The organism is Bariatricus sp. HCP28S3_A7 (genome assembly GCF_052066375.1).
Lineage (GTDB): Bacteria > Bacillota > Clostridia > Lachnospirales > Lachnospiraceae > Allocoprococcus.
Genome location: NZ_JBQHSG010000009.1, coordinates 96,204 through 115,401, shown reverse-complemented (window position 1 = coordinate 115,401; position 19,198 = coordinate 96,204). Strand labels below are relative to the sequence as shown.

General features: G+C 43.8%; 22 protein-coding genes and 1 pseudogene. 16 read left to right on the top strand and 7 right to left on the bottom strand.

Translation table 11 applies throughout. The features are described 5' to 3' along the window. Positions 1 to 93: 93 nt before the first annotated feature. Positions 94 to 279, bottom strand: a complete 186-nt coding sequence (locus ACTNA4_RS08495; protein ID WP_441029612.1) for a hypothetical protein — start codon at positions 277 to 279, stop codon at positions 94 to 96. Positions 280 to 364: 85 nt separating this feature from the next. Between ACTNA4_RS08495 and ACTNA4_RS08490 the strand changes: the two genes are divergently transcribed. Beyond that, positions 365 to 1,006 (top strand): ATP-binding protein, encoded by a 642-nt coding sequence (locus ACTNA4_RS08490; RefSeq protein ID WP_441029609.1) that lies wholly within the window; start codon positions 365 to 367, stop codon positions 1,004 to 1,006. Here the strand turns inward: ACTNA4_RS08490 and ACTNA4_RS08485 are convergent. The 3 genes and pseudogenes from ACTNA4_RS08485 to ACTNA4_RS08475 form a co-directional block, all read right to left on the bottom strand. Continuing rightward, on the bottom strand, positions 963 to 1,661 hold the full coding sequence (locus ACTNA4_RS08485) for a TMEM164 family acyltransferase (protein ID WP_441029606.1): 699 nt from the start codon (positions 1,659 to 1,661) through the stop codon (positions 963 to 965). The genes ACTNA4_RS08490 and ACTNA4_RS08485 overlap by 44 nt on opposite strands. 212 nt (positions 1,662 to 1,873) lie before the next feature. After that, a pseudogene (locus ACTNA4_RS08480) lies at positions 1,874 to 1,999 on the bottom strand (MFS transporter); the annotation flags it as partial. Positions 2,000 to 2,061: 62 nt separating this feature from the next. Continuing rightward, positions 2,062 to 4,635 carry a glycoside hydrolase family 3 C-terminal domain-containing protein gene (locus ACTNA4_RS08475; protein WP_427808712.1) on the bottom strand — a complete coding sequence of 858 codons (2,574 nt, stop codon included), beginning with the start codon at positions 4,633 to 4,635 and terminating at the stop codon, positions 2,062 to 2,064. Between the two features lie 205 nt (positions 4,636 to 4,840). On the opposite strand from ACTNA4_RS08475, the gene ACTNA4_RS08470 reads away from it, so the two are divergent. Then, a complete protein-coding gene (locus ACTNA4_RS08470) occupies positions 4,841 to 5,671 on the top strand; it encodes a helix-turn-helix domain-containing protein (protein WP_441029603.1) in 831 nt (276 codons plus the stop codon). Positions 5,672 to 5,692: 21 nt separating this feature from the next. Here the strand turns inward: ACTNA4_RS08470 and ACTNA4_RS08465 are convergent, their stop codons facing one another. Beyond that, positions 5,693 to 6,010 (bottom strand): hypothetical protein, encoded by a 318-nt coding sequence (locus ACTNA4_RS08465; RefSeq protein ID WP_321069887.1) that lies wholly within the window; start codon positions 6,008 to 6,010, stop codon positions 5,693 to 5,695. 89 nt (positions 6,011 to 6,099) lie between these two features. Between ACTNA4_RS08465 and ACTNA4_RS08460 the strand changes: the two genes are divergently transcribed. The 10 genes from ACTNA4_RS08460 (at position 6,100) to ACTNA4_RS08415 (ending at position 12,169) form a co-directional block, all read left to right on the top strand. Next, entirely contained in the window at positions 6,100 to 6,633 is a 534-nt protein-coding gene (locus tag ACTNA4_RS08460) for a histidine phosphatase family protein (protein WP_441029600.1), read from the top strand. Positions 6,634 to 6,685: 52 nt separating this feature from the next. Beyond that, positions 6,686 to 8,044: an RHS repeat domain-containing protein gene (locus tag ACTNA4_RS08455; RefSeq protein WP_441029597.1), complete on the top strand. Its 1,359-nt coding sequence runs from the start codon at positions 6,686 to 6,688 to the stop codon at positions 8,042 to 8,044. 27 nt (positions 8,045 to 8,071) lie between these two features. After that, the gene (locus ACTNA4_RS08450) at positions 8,072 to 8,611 is read left to right on the top strand and encodes a hypothetical protein (protein ID WP_427808719.1); all 540 of its coding nucleotides are present in this window, start codon (positions 8,072 to 8,074) and stop codon (positions 8,609 to 8,611) included. Positions 8,612 to 8,730: 119 nt separating this feature from the next. Continuing rightward, a complete protein-coding gene (locus tag ACTNA4_RS08445) occupies positions 8,731 to 9,165 on the top strand; it encodes a phage holin family protein (RefSeq protein ID WP_427806745.1) in 435 nt (144 codons plus the stop codon). Positions 9,166 to 9,243: 78 nt separating this feature from the next. Next, the gene (locus tag ACTNA4_RS08440; RefSeq protein ID WP_441029594.1) at positions 9,244 to 9,438 is read left to right on the top strand and encodes a hypothetical protein; all 195 of its coding nucleotides are present in this window, start codon (positions 9,244 to 9,246) and stop codon (positions 9,436 to 9,438) included. Further along, complete coding sequence (locus tag ACTNA4_RS08435) at positions 9,404 to 9,838, top strand: SH3 domain-containing protein (RefSeq protein WP_441029591.1); 435 nt, start codon at positions 9,404 to 9,406, stop codon at positions 9,836 to 9,838. The genes ACTNA4_RS08440 and ACTNA4_RS08435 overlap by 35 nt, the downstream gene beginning before the upstream one ends. A gap of 179 nt (positions 9,839 to 10,017) precedes the next feature. Continuing rightward, on the top strand, positions 10,018 to 10,212 hold the full coding sequence (locus ACTNA4_RS08430; RefSeq protein WP_441029588.1) for an excisionase: 195 nt from the start codon (positions 10,018 to 10,020) through the stop codon (positions 10,210 to 10,212). A gap of 90 nt (positions 10,213 to 10,302) precedes the next feature. Further along, entirely contained in the window at positions 10,303 to 11,049 is a 747-nt protein-coding gene (locus ACTNA4_RS08425; RefSeq protein WP_441029585.1) for an integrase DNA-binding domain-containing protein, read from the top strand. A gap of 37 nt (positions 11,050 to 11,086) precedes the next feature. Then, positions 11,087 to 11,536 carry a tyrosine-type recombinase/integrase gene (locus ACTNA4_RS08420; RefSeq protein WP_441029582.1) on the top strand — a complete coding sequence of 150 codons (450 nt, stop codon included), beginning with the start codon at positions 11,087 to 11,089 and terminating at the stop codon, positions 11,534 to 11,536. A 153-nt stretch (positions 11,537 to 11,689) separates the two neighbouring features. After that, complete coding sequence (locus tag ACTNA4_RS08415; protein WP_427806634.1) at positions 11,690 to 12,169, top strand: low molecular weight protein-tyrosine-phosphatase; 480 nt, start codon at positions 11,690 to 11,692, stop codon at positions 12,167 to 12,169. Between the two features lie 58 nt (positions 12,170 to 12,227). Here ACTNA4_RS08415 and ACTNA4_RS08410 read toward each other — a convergent pair whose 3' ends face one another. Next, positions 12,228 to 13,181, bottom strand: coding sequence for an AEC family transporter (locus ACTNA4_RS08410; RefSeq protein ID WP_427806636.1), 954 nt, complete (start codon positions 13,179 to 13,181; stop codon positions 12,228 to 12,230). Positions 13,182 to 13,452: 271 nt separating this feature from the next. On the opposite strand from ACTNA4_RS08410, the gene ACTNA4_RS08405 reads away from it, so the two are divergent. The 3 genes from ACTNA4_RS08405 (at position 13,453) to ACTNA4_RS08395 (ending at position 16,272) form a co-directional block, all read left to right on the top strand. Further along, a complete protein-coding gene (locus tag ACTNA4_RS08405) occupies positions 13,453 to 13,836 on the top strand; it encodes a DUF3783 domain-containing protein (protein ID WP_427818778.1) in 384 nt (127 codons plus the stop codon). Between the two features lie 156 nt (positions 13,837 to 13,992). Further along, positions 13,993 to 15,780, top strand: coding sequence for an aminopeptidase P family N-terminal domain-containing protein (locus ACTNA4_RS08400; RefSeq protein ID WP_441029578.1), 1,788 nt, complete (start codon positions 13,993 to 13,995; stop codon positions 15,778 to 15,780). A 204-nt stretch (positions 15,781 to 15,984) separates the two neighbouring features. Next, positions 15,985 to 16,272: a group II intron maturase-specific domain-containing protein gene (locus tag ACTNA4_RS08395; RefSeq protein ID WP_441029575.1), complete on the top strand. Its 288-nt coding sequence runs from the start codon at positions 15,985 to 15,987 to the stop codon at positions 16,270 to 16,272. Between the two features lie 134 nt (positions 16,273 to 16,406). Here the strand turns inward: ACTNA4_RS08395 and ACTNA4_RS08390 are convergent, their stop codons facing one another. Next, entirely contained in the window at positions 16,407 to 17,732 is a 1,326-nt protein-coding gene (locus ACTNA4_RS08390) for a hypothetical protein (RefSeq protein WP_441029572.1), read from the bottom strand. A 233-nt stretch (positions 17,733 to 17,965) separates the two neighbouring features. On the opposite strand from ACTNA4_RS08390, the gene ACTNA4_RS08385 reads away from it, so the two are divergent. Beyond that, entirely contained in the window at positions 17,966 to 19,192 is a 1,227-nt protein-coding gene (locus ACTNA4_RS08385; protein ID WP_427806641.1) for a M20 metallopeptidase family protein, read from the top strand. The last annotated feature ends 6 nt before the right edge of the window (positions 19,193 to 19,198 follow it).

The following is a 19,198-nucleotide window of genomic DNA, read 5'->3' as shown; positions in this document are numbered from 1 at the left end:
TGCCGTATTATCGCTGTCAATCTGCCATTAGCTCCCAGACTGCGCGGTCGATTCTTTAAAGGACGGAAAAATAATTTGTCGTTTGCGTCTCCCTCAATTCGCTGTCCAACAATTGACACTGCCACGCATCACGATACCGGCATCGGATATCATTGAGCCTGCATGGAAAATGACGGCATTTTTTGCGAAAGATGCCTGATGCATGCATTGGATAGTCTGCATTTTCTGCCATTCAGTATCATTAATTCCCTGAAAAACAGGTGATAAAAATTTCTCCATGAATTCTCCTTTTGTGGTTATAACCACCGAATTTTTGATTTGATTATAGTATAATACAAACAGAAGCACAAGGAGGACAAAAAATATGATCAGAAGAATTATACAAATTGATGAAGATAAATGTAATGGATGCGGTGCGTGTGCAAACGCATGTCATGAAGGGGCCATCGGCATGGTGGATGGCAAGGCAAAACTTCTTCGGGATGATTACTGTGACGGGCTGGGGGATTGTCTGCCGGAATGCCCGACCGGTGCAATTACGTTCGTGGAACGTGAGGCGGCGGCTTATGATGAACAGGCCGTATTGGCGAATAAGAAGAAAAAAGATGAAATGGCAAGGTCCGTTTCCTGCACTTCCAGACTTGCCCAGTGGCCGTGCCAAATCAAACTGGTTCCGGTAAACGCGCCGTATTTTGACGGTGCAAATATACTGATTGCGGCGGATTGTACGGCATATGCCTGTGCAAATGTGCATGAAGAATTTATGCGCGGAAAGATCACGCTGATCGGCTGCCCGAAGCTGGATTCGGTGGATTACAGCGGGAAACTGACACAGATTTTTGCAAATAATGATATTTGCAGTGTTACCGTACTGCGGATGGAAGTGCCTTGCTGCGGAGGATTGGTGATGGCCGCTAAGAAAGCGCTGCAGGCTAGCGGGAAATTCATTCCGTGGCAGGTCGTTACGATTTCAACGGATGGAACATTATTGAGCCCAAGTGTATAAGAAAAGCTCCCAGCAGTTCGGATGCAAGATAAATAAGTCGTCCGGTGGTCTGCCCGGTGACTAGGGCGATATCCGCAAAGACAATCTGCTGCATATGATAGTAAGGACTGACGTAAAACATGTTGATGAGTCCTTTGGTATGTAAGGCCATATTCAGCAATGTGGCAATTCCAACTAACAGAAGAAAGAGGGTACCCGGAAGCAGGAAATCCTTTGGAAGGGAACTGTTTCTTTGGGTAAATATCAGAAAGAAACCGAGATAGATTAGAAGAAAGTGCCAGAGGTAGCTGTGTAGTGTGAGTACAGGCAGATCATAGTGCATGCCACTGGTATCGGCAAATGCGAAGATTCCTCCGAGAAGACCGAAATCAACCATAAAATTAGCCAGTACTTTGCGGAGATCCAAGAATTTCTCAGAGAGAAGACAGTATAAAGGAAGCAGATACATTGGGATGCTGCAAAGCTGGAATGGGAAATACCACCAGTCATAGGTACAGTCGTTATTTATGAACAAAAGAATCTGCTTGACCAGCTCTGAGAGCGGGAACAGTACAGCAAGAAAAACGAGCAGTTGCTGCTGGATATTATCGGAGAAGTGATGAGACTTCCAGGCCAGTGTGATGGCAAGTATGCTGCCGATAAGAAATATGTACATTTTTAATCATCTCTTTTCTTTCGTTGTGTTAAGAGTTATATCTGCTATGTGCAATTCTGCCTTGATTATAGTATAATCAAGACAGAAACACAAGGAGGCGGTTGGCTTTGGGAGAGCGTAGAAAAAAGCCTTTTAAAGCGCTAACCGGAAGCTTGAATTGTGATAAGAAAAGAGCAGGAGAATGAGAAATGGGACATTTTTATTTTGTTCGCCACATCAGTAAATGCATCAACGATTCGCGCAACCATCATCATCAATCCCACCAGGCCGCTGGAAACACCCATTACATCGGTATAGAATTTCATCAAAAACATGGATGAAAGAATAAAAATAAAATTCCCCGGCGGAAGTTGTACAGAGTTCACTGCACAGACCCCGACGGGGCAAATTTATGCTTCTTTTATTTGGCTGTCATATAAGTGTCAAGATTTTCGAATTGATCCAGATAGCTTACAGCGTCCTCGTACTGGTTAGACTGAAGTGCTACCCGGATGGTATTGCATACGCAGCGTTTCAGCTCGCGGATATCCAGAGTTCCTTCATCCAGTTCTTTGCGGATGTTCTCGTGGTCAGCAGGATCTCCTGGCATAACCATATCGTTTCCGGCACGCATACATCCTGAAGCGGTACAAATGCCTGCAGTGGAATCTGTGGTAGTAGTCCAGTCTGTCATGATCGCTCCTGCAAATCCCCATTCGTCTCTGGCGGCTTTTGTACAAATATCATAGCAGTTCGCGGCATGGACACCATTGATGAGATTATAGGAGGTCATAATGGACATTGGCTGAGAGTTTTTCACAGCGATTTCGAATCCTTTCAGGTAGATTTCGCGAAGCGTTCTTTCGGAAATCACACTGTCAGATCCCATACGGTTATCTTCCTGGTTGTTGCATGCAAAATGCTTGATAGTGGTTCCGCATCCCGCTACCTTCTGTACACCAAGAGTCATGGCGGAAGCCATCATACCAGAAAGGAGCGGATCTTCTGAATAATACTCAAAGTTTCTACCGCAAAGAGGATTCCTGTGGATATTCATACCTGGTGCCAGCCACAGAGTTACCTCAAACAGTTCCATTTCATGTCCGATCATTTCGCCTATTTCTTTGATAAGCGGCAGGTTCCATGTCTGGGCAAGAAGGGTTCCCACAGAAATAGCAGTACAATACTGGTGATATGTGGTGCCTCTTTTTCCACGTTTAGCTGCAAAAAATCCACCTTCCAGTGCTTCCATCAGATCACCGGCTTCAATTTTTCCTTCAAATACCTGATAGGTCTGTTTCAGACGAATACCGGCGGGGCCATCTGCAAGCACGATACTGGCTACATTCCAGGGATCCTTAGCTGCTATGGAAACAGTCTCAGCTGCTGCACCCGGAACGGTCTGTCCTGCGGAACCAAATTCGCTCTGTCCGGAATTTACATCTCCCGTTGCGAAGGCAACAAGCTGATCCAGGGACAGGCTTTCGGTAATATCTCCTGCTTTACCTGGTAGTTTATCCGGAATACCGGAATACGAAATGGTTTCTGATGGAATATCGGAAGCCTCCAGTTCGATTGTCGGAAGCTTATCTGTCATCGCAAGCCATGCAGCTTCTTTTTCTTTCATTTTTGAAATATCTGGAATCATCTCTTCCAGTTCCTGCTTTTTCTCACATATATGTTCGCACTGTACCATGCACGCGTCCTCATCCAGCTTCAGGGAACCGATTAGTCTGGCACTGTCAAGAGAATTTCCCACCCAGATACCATAGGCTCCTTTTTCCAGAATCCATGCAGCCTGGTCTTCGTCGTAGGAAGCCATCTGGTAGAGGGAAAAGGAGATTTCCAGGCTCTGGCTCTCTCCGGGAGACAGAAGACGAGTTTTTCCAAAACCGGCAAGCCTGCGGTATTCTTTTGCCATTTTGCCCTGTGGGCAGGATACGTAGATCTGAGCAACTTCTTTACCGGAATATATGGCACCTGCATTTTTTACATTTACGTGGACGGATACCATTGGATTTGACGTTCCCATACCATTTACAGCGATATCTCCGGCATTCATCTCAAATTCCGTGTAGGAAAGTCCATGGCCAAAGCAGTAACGTACCGGTACGTCAAATGTGTCAAAATAGCGATATCCTACATAAATTCCTTCTTTATATTCCTCCTTGTAAACATCGCCGCTGTTATGGCTGAAGAAGGAAGCATTGGGATAATCTCCATAAGTCAGTGCCCAGGTATCGGTCATCTTTCCCGAAGGAGTGACATCGCCGCTGATCACATCAGCAAATGCATTTCCACCTTCCTGACCGGCCTGCATAAACTGCAGAATGGAACGGATATTGGAAAATTCATCTGTAAATCCAAGGTCTACAAGACCGCCGGTATTGATTACCAGAACTACATCCTGATAAGCCTCACAGACCTGGGTAAGCAGTGATTTTTCTTCTGCTGTGATCAGATAATCGCCTTCAGACACAGATCGGTCTGCATTTTCACCGGCAATTCGGCTCAGGACAAAAATTGCGATGTCAGCTCCATCTGCCCGTGCAGCTTCTACATCGATGGCACTTCCGCAGGGCATCTGAAACTGCGCTGCGGAGTAGGCACGAAAGAAATTATTGTCATATTCCGGCAGGCTTTTGAAAATCTTATCCCTCCAGTTTTCTCTTGCCTGAATATACTGAGCATCATAGTCATCTAGCCATTTTTTGCTGGTTACTTCATAGCCTGCATTTATCATACCCTGATAAATATTTACACAGTCACGTTCATTTACATCACCGGATCCGGTGCCACCCTTGATGGTTTTGATCGCACCGGCACCGTAAAGTCCGATTCTGATTCCTTTCGGCAAAGGAAGAAAGTGCTCATCATTCTTTAAAAGAACGAACCCTTCGGCAGCAGCCTTTCTGGCTAATTTGCGATTTTTTGTCTCACGCTCAGTCACAGCATCAGATGTAGTACCTGGAAACAGACGTTTTCTGAGTTTCATAATAACCCTCCGATCGTATATATCATTTTCATGGTTGTATTTTTCAGATATCTTGATTATGAAGTATATATGTGTTTTTTTCTATTCATTTTTTTGACTATTTTTTGGTTGATATTGATATTTTTTGATTTATTTCTTAAAATATAGAAAGAAAATATTGTCAGAATTGACATACCATAGAGAAGAAACAGGAGGGAATGCTATTATGTCTGCTTATACCTATGAAATGGTCCGTGAAAACAGCCGGTTGCCTGTGCATTTTTCTTATGTACAGGAACCGGCCCACACTATTTTGGCCCACTGGCATGAATATCTGGAAATTCTTCTTATTGTTTCCGGAGGGATGACTGCGGTTATTCAGGCAGAAACTTTTGAACTGTCTGCAGGTGATATCCTGATCATTAATTCCAAGGATATCCATATGACCCGTACCCATGGAGATACGACCAGTTATATTCTTCTTCAGATTTCCGCCCGATATCTTCAGCAGTTCTTTCCAAATTTTGATGTACTCCATTTTGGTACATGGATTCCTGCCGGAACTGCTCTGGAAGGTTCGACCTGCGCACCAACGCATTATCTGATGGAAATGCTGGACATTTACCAGAAGGAAGAGGATGGGTATCCGCTTCTCTTTACTGCCAGACTTCATGATCTTTTGTACTGTCTTTACAGATATGATTCTTGCTGGCTGGCATCGGATGGTCAGAAAGCGTCTCACCGTGATATTTTGCGGCTCACCCAGACAATGGATTGGGTGGGAGAGCATTATCGGGAACCGCTGACACTTGATGAAGCTGCCGGAAATCTGGGACTGAGCCGGGAATACTTCTGCAGGATTTTCAAAAAATATACGGGACAGACCTTCCTGGAATATTTAAATGCTGTCCGTGTTATGCGCTTTCATGATGAGCTGATTTATTCCAATGACTCCATCACCAATCTGATGGCAGCCCATGGGATCAGTAATTATAAGATTTTTCTTAGAACGTTTAAAAAGATTTATGGAGATACACCGCAGAGAATGAGGATGTGAATGGACGAAAGCCAGACACGTCTATACACTTCGTATAAACTGATCCACATAAAACAGTGCAGCACCTATAGCTGGAGTATATTGTCCATGGTTACCAATCAAAATCTGAGGTCTGTCAAGCGGAAAAGGAGAAGCAGAATTAACATTTTTTAGAAGTATCTGAATATCTTCCTCGGTGAAAAATGGTGCCAGATATCCACTGATAATGATCGGTGCATCCACAATCATATTTATATTTTTTATGGCAAAGGCCAGATGTATCAGATAATCTTCCCAGAGTTGTGTAAGATGGGAAGATTTTTTTTCGCGAAGAAGTGGGAAAAATTCTTTTGCAGTCATACCGGCAGACTGCTCCAGGGAATTGGCAGAGCAGAACCACCGCACTGTCCAGTTCCGGATGATTCCATAATTCCAGAAAAGCAGCAGATTTGTTTCATCGCCACGGTCAGACCGTGTGGAATGTTGAAAATAAGATTTGCGGAGTTACCGAAAGTCCGCTTACAGAATATGGCCGTGAGCAGGCCAGAGAAACCGGTCGTAAGATTATTGCCGAAGGAATTCAAGCAGATGAGATTCTCTGCTCACCGCTTAGTCGGGCCGCAGATACTGCTCAGCTAATCTCCGAAATGACAGGGATTCCATACAGAGTGGAACCAAGATTGATTGAGCAGAACTTTGGTAAGTGGGAGTCCACCCCACGTGACGGACAGAATTTCAAAAAAGCTAAAGAATCTTTTGCCTGCAGTCATGAGGGCGGTGAATCAACATTACGTCTGGCACAGAGAATCTACAATTTGCTTGATGACATTAAAGCAGAGTCGGACGAAAAGACTTATATCTTGGTTGCACATAACGGGATTGCAAGAGTGGTTCAGTCTTATTTTACAGACATGACCAATGAAGAATATGCTGCATGGGGCGTGAAGAACTGTGCGGTGATTCGGTACGATTTCTTGTGCTAATATTTTCAACCACAGGTTTATTCCCATTTTCAGGAAACTGTGGTATACTATAATGTTAACGTATAGTTTTGGTTTGTACTGCAGTTGCAGTGATGGAAGGAGAGTTGTTCATGCATATACTACCGCAGCGACCATATCCGGAACCGTGAAATCAACGGATACTTATACCTACGGAAACAGCGCATGGAAGGACCAGCTTACCGCCTATAAAGGCCAGACGATCACCTACGATGTCATGGGCAACCCGCTCAGCTACCGAGGAAAGACGATGGAATGGGAACAGGGAAGACGGTTAAAGAAGATCACAGGAACCAACCTGACCCAGACCAACAGCTATGATAATGACGGAATCCGTACGAAGAAAGTGGTGAACGGCGTCACTACGGAATTCTACACCAGCGGATCTGCCATCCTGGCACAAAAAAGCAGTGACGGAACCAGACTGGACTTCCTGTACGATGACAAGGGAAATCTCTTTGCGATGGAATATGCAGGAGAGAGATACTTCTACCAGAAGAATCTCCAGGGAGATATCACCGGACTCATTGACAGTACAGGAACGGAGGTAGTAACCTATACGTATGATACTTGGGGAAAACTGCTGAGTAAAACAGATGGCTCAGGGAATGGACTGGCGGAAAAGAACCCGTTTAGGTATAGAGGATATTATTACGATGCGGAAGTAAGCCTGTATTATGTATCCAGCCGGTATTATGATCCGGAGACGCGCAGATTTGTGAATGCGGATGATGTGAAAGTTTTGACTGTAGAACCGGGAGAGATGACAGAGAAAAATCTGTATGCATACTGTAATAATAATCCGGTAAACTTTCAAGACAAAGAGGGAGAATTTGCACTTGCGGCGGAAGGTGTTTGGCTGACAGCTAATATTTTGGTAAATGTAGGAGTTTCATTCTTGGCAGCGCAAGTGGTAGGACAGAAATTTACTTTGAAAGATGCAGCCGGTATAGCGGTTGCTACTATAGTTAGTGTGGTTTGTAAGAAGGCCCTGTTAGGTGCGCTGGCCGGTGCGGTTATAATGGGAGGATCGACATTTATATTCAGCATGGATAATGGAGCAAGTAAGAAAAATGCTCTTATTAATGGAGTAACGGCTGCAGCGTGTTCATTTATAAGTATAGGTACCTGTATGGATGCGGCTAATGTGGGAAAAACTGGTTTTACATTGGTAGAGAAAGCATTATTTGGATTGGAAAATGGTTTGATTTATTCTAGTATAACAGAAGCAATGTCAAGAACAAATACGAATAAGAAAAATAAAAATAAATCAAAAAAGCAAGAAAAAAGCAAAGCAAAAGCTAATACTAATGTGAAAAAAAGAAGAAGCAGAACACAGATGCTCCAGGATCATTCCTTGCAGAAAATGAAATCGTTGGGATATTATGCATAGTAATGCGTTTTGAAAGGATGGGAAAGGATGGTTATTAAATGTAGTAAAGATGTTAGACGATATGTAGTTTGGTGGGAGTGTTCAGTAATATTTTTTTTCCTTCTTACGTGGGATGGGAAACTCGCAGACTTTAACCATTGGGATGCAACAATAGTGGGGTGGAGTATGCTAATCATAGGAACATTTTGTATAACTTGGCAAACTTGGCCTGAGTTGATTATGGATGAAGACGGATGTACAATGAAGTATCTGATATTTAAAAGGAGGTTTTTATGGGAAGAGTTGAAAATGAAACGAGTGTGTCCCACAGGAGGAAAGACCACCGCATGTTATCCATATTATGATGAAGGTGTTCTGTTTGCCTTGAAGAAAACGAAAAAGAAAAAAATAAGCGGATATGGCTATACAGCATGGCATCCATTTTCCAGCTTTATGGTAAATTTCAAAGAAACCAAGGAACCGGATGCACCAGAAGAGTCGCAAGTATATGAAGTGGAAAGAGATACGTTTCTTAGACAGATGAAGGAATGGGGAATAAAAATAGAAGGGACAGATGAATTTCAATAAATAACCGAGAAGTAACGCCTATCACTATGAGAGAAAAAAATGAAGCATAAAAGGAGCGGCTAACCCACCGGTCGTTCCTTTTTTGCACCCAAATTTCAAGGAAAGGAAGTGAAAATAACATGAAACAGCGTATATTTACCATTATCAGCCTGACAGGCGGAGCTGTTGCGGCAGCCTTTGGCGGTTGGGATCTGGCGTTACAGACATTGATACTCTTCATGGCAATTGATTTGATAACCGGCGGTTTCCTTCTTCCGGTAGTGTTTGGAAAAAGCCCTAAATCAGAGAACGGAACATTGGAGAGCAGAGCGGGATTTAAGGGATTATGCAGAAAAGGTATGATGCTGTTCTACGTTCTGATCGCAGCAAGACTGGATCTTTTACTTGGAACAGACTATGTACGAGATGCGGTCTGTATCGGATTTATTGCAAATGAACTGCTTTCAATTGTGGAAAATGCAGGACTGATGGGACTTCCGATGCCGGAAGCGATTACGAAGGTGATTGATGTCCTGAAAAAAGAACCGGATAAAAAGCTGAGGCAGTCACATTAGGCGGAAGGATGGAAGAATAGAGCGACTAGGAAATAACGGAATACGGGAGGTATTCAGAAGAGAATCGAGGTGAGAAATGTGAAGATTGTACAAAGAATGATGAAAGAGAACCCTTGTTATAAAGCGGGCAGGAAGATCAAAGTAAAAGGATTGATGCTCCATTCGATCGGGTGCCCGCAGCCGAAAGCATCTGTATTTATCCAAAGCTGGAACCGTGCTTCCTTCGACAGAGCCTGCAGTGGAACTGTTTGCTATTCTTTGCCGGATGTATGAGCTGGATCCGATGGGAGACGGAGTGGTCTTAAGCCATAAAGAAGGACATGCAAGAGGAATCGCGACAAATCATGGAGATCCGGAGCATCTGTGGAATGGATTACATATGGGTTATACGATGGACGGTTTCCGAAAAGCGGTGAAGAATTTGATGAGGAAAAAAGAGAAAGAAGAAAAGAATGAAGTGGAAAAGGAATCTAAGCCATATCTAGTTCGAGTGAAGATCCCGGACCTGAATATCCGGAAAGGCCCCGGAACGAATTATCCAAAGACCGGAAAGTATACAGGAGTGGGAACATTTACCATTGTAGATGAAGCGGCCGGGCAGGGGGCGTCCAGATGGGGAAAGCTGAAAAGTGGAACTGGATGGATTTCGATGGACTATGTGTTGAGGGTGTAAAGTAAAAAGGATACAGCGCTGGGAGTTTGTGTGAAATCTCTCCTATTCGGTACAATATGTACTGGGTAGGAGAGATTTTTTGAAGTTTCTTCTTAGATATGCAAGGAACCTATTGGAACGAAAAAATAAAAATCTTCCATATTCAATATGAAAAATAAAAATGAAAGGATGGTTTGGATATGAAAGAGATTCCGATTTGGGAAAAGGCAAACTTGACGTTAGAAGAAGCGGCTGCATACTCTGGCATTGGCACTGGTAAGTTGCGTCAGATCACCAATGACAAGAATTGCAATTTCGTTCTCTGGGTAGGGCGTAAACGACTAATCAAGAGACGTTTATTCGACAAATACATTGAACAGGCTTTTTCCATTTAACATCTGTAGTTTTTCGTAGAAAAAGAGTCTTCAATGTGATATGATTTAAATGTCACATCGAGACTCCTTTGCAATGAAAGGAGTTCGAACATGAATAATAAAAAACGTAAAGATAAAAAAGGGCGTATTCTGAAAACGGGAGAAAGCCAGAGAAAGGATTTTGTTTATCAGTATAGGTATACCGATTTCCATGGCAAAAGGCAGACCGTTTATGCATCGACTTTGCAGGAACTTCGTCAGAAAGAAAAGGAAATACAAAAGCAAGTTGATGATGGGTTGGATTATGAAGCTGGACAAATCACTGTGATTGAATTAATTGAAAAGTATATTAGTTTGAAACAGGGGGTACGATACAATACAAAGGTCGGTTATCAGTTTGTTCTGAATCTGGTTAAGAAAGAGGAGTTCGGATACCGAAAAATTAGTACTATCAAAGTATCCGATGCAAAGCAGTGGTTCATGAAGTCGCAGAAAGACGGCAGAGGTTACAGTACCATTACCAGCGTGCGGGGAGTTATCAAACCGGCATTCCAGATGGCATACGATGAAGACGCTGTTAGAAAGAATCCGTTTGCGTTTAAGTTGACTGATGCAGTAGTAAATGATTCGGAACAGAGAATCGCCCTCACAGATGAGCAGTTAGAAATTTGGATGGATTTCATCAAGAATGATAATACATATTGTAAATACTATGATGAGTTTGTCGTTCTTCTTGAGACCGGTATGAGAGTCAGTGAGTTTTGCGGACTGACGAAAAAGGATCTGGATTTTAAGAATCGTAGAATCCGTGTGGATCATCAGTTAGTTCGTGAACGGGGGGGGGAAATATTACGTTGAGGAGACCAAGACCAGTAGCGGATGTAGATTTTTACCGATGACAGACAGCATATATCAATCCTTAAAGAATATGCTTGCAAGGCGTCCGAAAGTCAAAAAAGAGGTCGTTGTGGATGGGTATACGGGTTTCATCATGCTTGACAAGAACGGCAATCCCAAGGTTGCACTTCACGTTGAGAACGAGATGCGTTGGGCAATGAAGAAATATAAGAAGCTTTATCCTGACAGACCTTTGCCTAATATTACACCGCATGTGCTTCGACACACGTTTTGCACAAATTATGCAAATGCCGGTATGGATATTAAGGATTTGCAGTATTTGATGGGGCATTCAGATGCAGGGGTGACACTCAATGTGTATACACATGCAAACTATGCACATGCTGCAGATCAGATGGCGAAGATTACAGAATTTCGTCAAAAAACCAATTCGGAAAACGAGAAATATGGGATGAAGTGTGACGGAAAAAAAGTGACGGTTAGTTAAGTTAACTACACCGCTACTACACCATTTACTACACCAATCAGTGGTGTAGTGATATGGATTTATGGAGACTTATGAAAAAATGAAGAAAAACTCAAATCCCGAAAAGTCCCGTAAAATCAAGGGTTATAGGGTTTATGGAGGTTTATAGAGACTATGATAAAAGTACTTTTCATCTGCCACGGCAACATCTGTCGCAGCCCAATGGCAGAATTCATTTTCAAAGACATGGCAGAAAAACAAGGTCTTTCAGACCAATTTGAGATCGCATCCGCCGCGACCAGCACCGAGGAGATCTGGAACGGCATCGGCAACCCGGTTTATCCGCCGGCCAGGCAGGAGCTTGCGCGCCACGACCTCAAGTGTGACGGTAAGAGAGCGGTGCAGCTTAAGAAATCTGACTACGACTACTATGATTATCTGGTCGGCATGGACACGATGAACATCCGCAACATTGAGCGGATGACCGGCCACAAGGGCGGGAAGATTTCGCTTCTGCTACAGTACGCGGGAAGGAATGCCAGCATTTCCGATCCGTGGTACAGTGAGCGGTTTGATGTGGCTTACCGGGAAATCCGAGAGGGCTGTGAAGGCCTGATGCAGTACATTCTTGAACATGATTTCGGATGGAAATAAGATTCCCCGGCAAGCCAGAGTGGTTTGCCGGGGAAATATTTATGCGGATTATGATAAATTATAAATATGGATACAGGAATACCAGGATTGGGATGGTCAGTATGGATAGCAGTGTGGAAAGGATAATTCGATAAGAACATTCTCGTCCGTCCCGTCCGCTTTCTTCAACCAGCATCAGGATAAGATTCCCACAAGGCATTGCCATCATGATCATATAAACCTGACACATCCCATCAGAGATCGGAAGGCGTTTGAGGAACAGGGTCCCGATTATCGGGATTACCAGCAATTTGCACAGGCAGAAGAGATAGCGTTTCCCGCTGGTGAAGAGGGAGACGAGATCTGCCTGGATTCCCAGGGAGACTCCGATTACGATGAGTGAGATCGGAGTGGTAGCATTTGCCAGATACTGGAGTCCGTCGCTAAGTGGCTGCGGAGGGACGATGTCGGTGACAAATATGAAAAGGGTTGCTACACAGGCAATGGTGCCCGGATTAACCAGTGGTTTTAATGTGGACAATTGGAATGCGGCTTTTGGGGTGTCTGTTCCTTTCGAACCGTGTCTCAGCAGGGAGATGCCGTAGGTGTAGACCAGAATGTTATATTCCAGGATAAATACGGCAACATAAATCAGTTTATCCGTTCCCAAAAGTGCCTTTACAACAGGGATGCCGACAAAACCGACATTTGCAAATATATAAAGGAGTTCAGTGATTTGTTGCTGGTCGCCTGTCTCACGGAAAATCCGAACAAGGATCTTCGACAGGATGATCAGGAAGAGAAAGATTCCGGCAGAGACCAGAAAGAGAAGCGGTATGGAGTCCACAGTGCCGTTTCCGGAATTCCCAAGTACGCTGGAGAAAATCATGGCAGGGTTGAAGACATTTACAACCAGCCTGGAAAGACAGGCATTATTTTCCTGGGAGATCATATGGGCTTTGTGGCAGAAATAGCCGGTTAGTATTAACAGAAACATGACAAACATTTGAAGTCCGGCGGTCATTACGTTCATGGTATTACCTCATTTCTTTCATTTATATGGATTTTGTATCCGAATCTCTTCTTATTATACTGAAAAAAAGAGATTTCACAAGCGTGTTTTTTACTGTTCGCAAAGAAAGACAAGAAAAAGTAGATGAAAATTCTCTTCTGAGGCATGGAACTTTTGGGGAAGGTGTGTTATGATGTTCATGCACAGTGAGAACGTCGTGATATGACCTTATATGGATGAAGAATTACACTGCCAAGAGCGAGAAGGAATATCGCGTGGAAGGAGTGACAGTATGCGGGCGACCGTGTTATTGGTTAATTTTAAGGATAAGCAGAAGCTGCGTGAGATTCAGATGGTTCTGATGACGCTTAAGGTTAAGGTAAGGCTTGTAGAGCCGGAAGAGTATTATAAAACGATTGGTGAGCTTGTCGGAATTGTGGAGACGCAGTCTGAAAGTGATGATGATGAAAGTATTGTTCTGGCAAAGGAAATGATTGTGTTTGCCGGGCTTGCGGAGCAGCAGTTGAATCAGGTATTGTTTCTGATGAGAAAGAAAGTGATCGGTTCGGTGGATTATAAAGCGGTCCTGACAGACACGAATCAGAGCTGGACGATTCCGGAACTGTACCGGGAGCTGGAGCGGGAACATGAGGCGATTATGGCTCAGAAGAAGTAGGTAAAGCGGATTGAAAAGATCTGTTTTAGTTGCTATGCATATGAGAAAATGGTCCGGTGGACCGTTTTGAGTGTTAGGGACAGAAGCTCTGTCTTGGACAAAATATAAATACATTATTTTATTACTTAAAAACGTGAGAAGAGAGGTAGCAAAGAAATGAGTATTGCAGAGAAAATTGCGAGATTGCGCGAGAAAATGGCTGAAAAGGGAATGGACGTATATGTGATTCCGACAGCAGATTTTCATCAAAGTGAATATGTGGGGGAACATTTCAAGGCTCGTGCATATATGACCGGATTTACCGGATCGGCAGGAACTGCAGTCATTACAGCCAGTGAAGCGCGTCTGTGGACAGACGGAAGATATTTTATTCAGGCAGGCAAGCAGCTTGCTGGATCTCCGGTAGAGCTGATGAAAATGGGAGAACCGGGAGTGCCGACTTTGAATGAATATTTGCAGACAGCAGTGCCGGAAGGCGGAGTCCTGGGATTTGACGGAAGAGTAATCGCTATGGGATCCGGCCTTGAATATGAGAAGATCACGGCGGAAAAGAATGCGAAGATCGTGTATGATTATGATCTGGTTGATGAAGTGTGGGAGGATCGCCCGGTACTTTCTGAAGAGCCCGTATTTGCGCTGGAATTGAAGTATGCCGGTGAGACAACAGAAAGCAAGCTGGCGAGAATTCGTGAGTACATGAAGGAATGCGGCGCTGCAAAGCACATTCTTACGACGTTGGACGATATCTGCTGGATTCTGAATATTCGTGGAAATGACGTGGAATTCTTCCCGCTGGTACTTTCTTATGCGGTCATTACCATGGACAGCATGGAATTGTATATCAATGAGAAGAAATTAAGTGCTGAGATTAAGGAAGCACTTGCGAAAGACGGCGTCGTTCTTCATCCGTATAATAACATTTACGAAGATGTTAAGAAATTGGAGGATGGAGAAGTCATTCTGATCGACCCGGGCAAATTGAATTATGCTCTTTACAGCAATATACCGGAAAATGTCGTTAAGGTTGAAAAACGGAATCCGGAAGAGCTTTTCAAGGCTATGAAGAATCCGGTGGAGATTGAAAATATCCGTAAGGCGCAGATTAAGGACAGTGTGGCACACGTTCGTTTTATGAAATGGCTGAAGGAAAATATTGGAAAGCAGGAGATTACTGAGATCAGCGCTTCTGAGAAGCTGGATGAGTTCCGCGTTGAGATGGGCAACTTTATCCGTCCGAGCTTCGGACCGATTTCTGCTTTGGGAGAGCATGCGGCAAGTGCACATTATTCAGCAACACCGGAGAGCAATGCAGTGCTTCATGAGGGGACGATGTTCCTGACTGATACGGGAGCAGGTTTCTATGAAGGGTCTACTGATATTACAAGAACGTATGCGTTGGGTGAGATCCCGCAGTATATGAAGGATGATTTCACGCTGGTAGCTATCAGTAATCTTATGCTTGCAAGTGCGAAATTCATGTATGGATGTACCGGATTAACTCTGGATATGTTGGCGAGAAAGCCGTTCTGGGATAGAAACATGAACTTTAATCATGGAACAGGTCATGGAGTAGGATATCTTCTGAATATCCATGAAGGTCCGTCCGGTTTCCGCTGGCAGTATCGTGCACATGAAATTCAACCGCTGGAAGAAGGCATGGTGATTACCGATGAGCCAGGTGTTTATATTGAAGGATCTCATGGAGTTCGTCTGGAAAACGAGCTTCTGGTATGCAAGGGTGAGAAAAATGAATATGGTCAGTTCATGTATATGGATACGATTACTTACGTTCCGATGGATCTGGATGCAATCAATCCGGATATGATGACGGCAGAGGAGAAGAAGCTTCTGAACGATTATCATAAGCAGGTATATGAGAAAGTTTCTCCATACCTGAATGAAGAAGAGAAAGAATGGCTGGCGAAATATACAAGAGAGATTTAGACAGAATGAACAAAGGGGAGAAGGAGTCTCCCCTTGTTTTATTTCGTGTGTCCAGCGAAGCTGGACCACACTTGCCGGTGCAAGTCCGGTTGGGATGGCAAAGAGGGATTTGGCTTTCTTGGAATGCACCACAGAAGAATGACAACAGAAACAAGCAAAGGGCAACTGTATAAGGAAACCTATCAGTACCCTAGCAGAAAAGCCATGAAGAAAATGAAAGCAGAAATCAAAAGGAATGTAAACAATCGAAGCCTGCTAGTTGCAAAAGAAGAAGATTTAATAAAGAATCTGAATCCTAAAATCACAGGATGGAAGAATTACTATTCTACTAAGACAAATGAAAAATGGATGCAGACACTAGACTGGTACATTATCTGCTCCTTTGCAAGATGGTATAACAAGAAGCACCGAAGACGACATCATATGTCAAAGGTGGGATTTGTTAGAAATAGCATTTACGAAAAAGGATTAAAGAAAATGGCTAAAGCATGACGTAATGCTGTAGAAAGAAGAATGTCGGAAAGCCGTGTGAGGGAGACCCTCATGCACGGTTTGATGAGGGGCGGATGAAAGGTTCATCCGCCTACTCTACCGGAAATCGTGTTAGCATCATATTTAAACGTTTTCTAGATATCCCAGTCGATATGATAGATTTTGGTCGGGCGCCCTTTCATATGGTTGTTTTTCTGAAGTGTGGAATGAACGAATCCGGCGCTTTCAAGCTTCTGAAGGATCCGGTTGGCGCCCCTCACTGTAATATGAAAGTTCTCAGCCAGATCCACACTTGTCAGTTCACGCCGTTCCAGGAGAATAAGAAGCCGGTTCAGGCGGTGGACCGTTGCAGTAGAAAGAGAAGATTTATCAGCGATTTCCTGTATCTGCGGCGTGAGAATCTGGCTGGAAATCACCGGATGATCTGTGTTAAGCGGTCCGGTCAGCTTGTGCTCCGCATCAACGAGGTAGGAATCGGTCGTGTTCCCGGCTGCCCGGAAAGCAAGCTGAGTGTTGTCAAGGGCTTCATCCATTGTATTGCCGATTCCGTATGAGACGGTAAGCGAAAGCTTTGTGTTTTTATCCAGATAATCAGAAAGAACACTTTTCTGGAAATCATTGGTCAGATAGGATAAAATCTTTTTTTCTGTCATGATATAATAGGCATTATGCTTCCGATGGATGGAAAGATCCAGGTCGTATCGGATAGTAAAATCTTGAAATGCTTTCTGCAATTTGTCATCTTCTAAGACACCCCAGATTTCCGCGACGGCATTCTGTGGGGCGATTGATATAGCAGCAGGAGAATGTGCGGTCAGCTTATCGATTTTGATTTTGGTAAGGAGCAGCTGAATGATCTGGTACATATATTCGTCGCTGAAGGAGGCAAACACACAGGGAATCTTCAGTTCCTTGAGCCGGGAAACGAGGTTTCCGTAACGGCATATGACCATATCGATCTTTCCTTTTTCCCATAGTTTATTAATCTCTGCGAGTGACTGATCCTCCACATGATATAACTCTTCCAGAGAAGCAGAAGAAAGCCATTTGGTGAATTCGGGAAACATGACATTGATGCTCTTGTATTCAATCAGGTCCCGGACGGAAGCTGCAGGTTTGGAATTGACAAATACATCAAAAATAATCCGCTCCGGATCCAGCATGCGGTTTTCAATCAGTAGTGTCAAAGGAATCCGGTAAAAACTCTCGTTATCTGTGGCAAGTGAGAGAAGTGGCATGGAAATGTGTGGAACTGACCGCTCAATGACAGTCTGCACGACTGTACCGGTGGTGAGAATTCCGTCTGCCCATTTTTCATTTGCGTAGTAAATGCCTTTTAGTTCAGAAAAAGAATGATATTCGATAACCCGGTACTCAATCGGATCCGGATAATCACGGAGCATATCTTTCAGGTATTGTGATAAATATTCAGATGAGATAATCAATAAATGTTCTTTCATAGCGGTCCCCTCCCGATGATATACAAAATCATTTTCTCCTAAAGTGTTCCTAAAATCAAGAAGAAACTTCCGAAAATATGAAACAGAGCATTTTGTTTATATATTTTTTACAAAATATAGGCAATATTTATAAACATATTTGCAATTTTTATAAATCGGGTGTATAATCCCATACATAAAGTGTTCCTTTAATGTTCCTTAAATGACAAGGAGAAAAATCAAGGAGGGTTTTTATGAACGGTGAACTTTTATTACAAGAGGCTCAGGGGCATGAGCAGGAGCTTGTTGAGAAGAGACATTATCTTCACAGACATGCTGAGCTCGGCTTTGATTTGAAAGAGACTGTAGCCTTTGTAAAAGCTGAGCTTACCGCAATGGGATATGAACCGAAAGATTGTGGAAAAGCTGGCGTGGTTGTTACTGCAGGTGGTAAAAAACCGGGAAAAGTATTCTTGATCCGTGGTGATATGGATGCTCTGCCGATGCATGAGGAATCGGGGGTAGACTTTGCATCAGAGACAGAGAATATGCATGCCTGCGGTCACGATATGCACGCAACGATGATGCTTGGAGCAGCTAAGCTTCTGAAAGCTCATGAAGATGAGATCGAAGGAACTGTTAAACTTATGTTCCAGCCGGCAGAAGAGATTTCTGCCGGATCCCATGACATGATTCAGGCAGGTGTTCTGGAGAATCCGCATGTTGATGCGGCATTGATGATTCATGTTATGGCAGGTGTGCCGTTCCCGGCCGGTTCTGTTGTTGTAAGCGACGGAGGAATCAGTGCACCGGGGGCGGATTGTTTTGAGATCCGTGTTCAGGGAAAAGGATGCCATGGCTCCATGCCGAATAATGGTGTGGATCCGATCACGGTTGCAGCACATATCATCACTGCTTTGCAGGAGATTCATGCAAGAGAACTTGCACTGGTAGATGAAGCGGTTCTGACGATCGGAACGATTCATGCAGGCCAGGCGGCAAATGTCATTCCGGATACCGTGATGATGAGTGGTACGATCCGTACATACGATGAAGAAGTAAGAGCCTTTATCAAGCAGAGAATTCAGGAAATCTCAGAAGGCGTAGCGGCAAGTTTCCGTGCTTCTGCGGTGGTAGATTTCGGTAAGGGATGTCCGGTTCTTAAGAATGACTATGAGCTCTCAGAAGCAACTGCTACTTATATGAGAGAACTTCTTGGACCGACGAAAGCATTTACAACAGGACAGCTTGCAGCGATGTCCGGTGGCGGAAGCGGATCCAAATCAGCAGGTTCTGAGGATTTCGCTTATGTAAGCCATGAAGTACCTTCAATTATGCTTGCACTTGCGGCAGGTGAACCGAGCAAGGGGTACAAATATCCACAACATCATCCGATGGTAAAATTCGATGATGCCGTACTTGCCCAGGGAAGTGCCGTTTATGCATATGCAGCCATGAGATGGCTGGAAGAACACAAATAACCAAAG

What these genes read in the sequence shown, in the direction of transcription:
- ACTNA4_RS08495 (WP_441029612.1), bottom strand. Translation starts at nt 279, where the DNA reads ATGGAGAAATTTTTATCACCTGTTTTTCAGGGAATTAATGATACTGAA.
- ACTNA4_RS08490 (WP_441029609.1), top strand. Translation starts at nt 365, where the DNA reads ATGATCAGAAGAATTATACAAATTGATGAAGATAAATGTAATGGATGC.
- ACTNA4_RS08485 (WP_441029606.1), bottom strand. Translation starts at nt 1,661, where the DNA reads ATGTACATATTTCTTATCGGCAGCATACTTGCCATCACACTGGCCTGG.
- ACTNA4_RS08475 (WP_427808712.1), bottom strand. Translation starts at nt 4,635, where the DNA reads ATGAAACTCAGAAAACGTCTGTTTCCAGGTACTACATCTGATGCTGTG.
- ACTNA4_RS08470 (WP_441029603.1), top strand. Translation starts at nt 4,841, where the DNA reads ATGTCTGCTTATACCTATGAAATGGTCCGTGAAAACAGCCGGTTGCCT.
- ACTNA4_RS08465 (WP_321069887.1), bottom strand. Translation starts at nt 6,010, where the DNA reads ATGACTGCAAAAGAATTTTTCCCACTTCTTCGCGAAAAAAAATCTTCC.
- ACTNA4_RS08455 (WP_441029597.1), top strand. Translation starts at nt 6,686, where the DNA reads ATGTTAACGTATAGTTTTGGTTTGTACTGCAGTTGCAGTGATGGAAGG.
- ACTNA4_RS08450 (WP_427808719.1), top strand. Translation starts at nt 8,072, where the DNA reads ATGGTTATTAAATGTAGTAAAGATGTTAGACGATATGTAGTTTGGTGG.
- ACTNA4_RS08445 (WP_427806745.1), top strand. Translation starts at nt 8,731, where the DNA reads ATGAAACAGCGTATATTTACCATTATCAGCCTGACAGGCGGAGCTGTT.
- ACTNA4_RS08430 (WP_441029588.1), top strand. Translation starts at nt 10,018, where the DNA reads ATGAAAGAGATTCCGATTTGGGAAAAGGCAAACTTGACGTTAGAAGAA.
- ACTNA4_RS08425 (WP_441029585.1), top strand. Translation starts at nt 10,303, where the DNA reads ATGAATAATAAAAAACGTAAAGATAAAAAAGGGCGTATTCTGAAAACG.
- ACTNA4_RS08420 (WP_441029582.1), top strand. Translation starts at nt 11,087, where the DNA reads ATGACAGACAGCATATATCAATCCTTAAAGAATATGCTTGCAAGGCGT.
- ACTNA4_RS08415 (WP_427806634.1), top strand. Translation starts at nt 11,690, where the DNA reads ATGATAAAAGTACTTTTCATCTGCCACGGCAACATCTGTCGCAGCCCA.
- ACTNA4_RS08410 (WP_427806636.1), bottom strand. Translation starts at nt 13,181, where the DNA reads ATGAACGTAATGACCGCCGGACTTCAAATGTTTGTCATGTTTCTGTTA.
- ACTNA4_RS08405 (WP_427818778.1), top strand. Translation starts at nt 13,453, where the DNA reads ATGCGGGCGACCGTGTTATTGGTTAATTTTAAGGATAAGCAGAAGCTG.
- ACTNA4_RS08400 (WP_441029578.1), top strand. Translation starts at nt 13,993, where the DNA reads ATGAGTATTGCAGAGAAAATTGCGAGATTGCGCGAGAAAATGGCTGAA.
- ACTNA4_RS08395 (WP_441029575.1), top strand. Translation starts at nt 15,985, where the DNA reads ATGAAGAAAATGAAAGCAGAAATCAAAAGGAATGTAAACAATCGAAGC.
- ACTNA4_RS08390 (WP_441029572.1), bottom strand. Translation starts at nt 17,732, where the DNA reads ATGAAAGAACATTTATTGATTATCTCATCTGAATATTTATCACAATAC.
- ACTNA4_RS08385 (WP_427806641.1), top strand. Translation starts at nt 17,966, where the DNA reads ATGAACGGTGAACTTTTATTACAAGAGGCTCAGGGGCATGAGCAGGAG.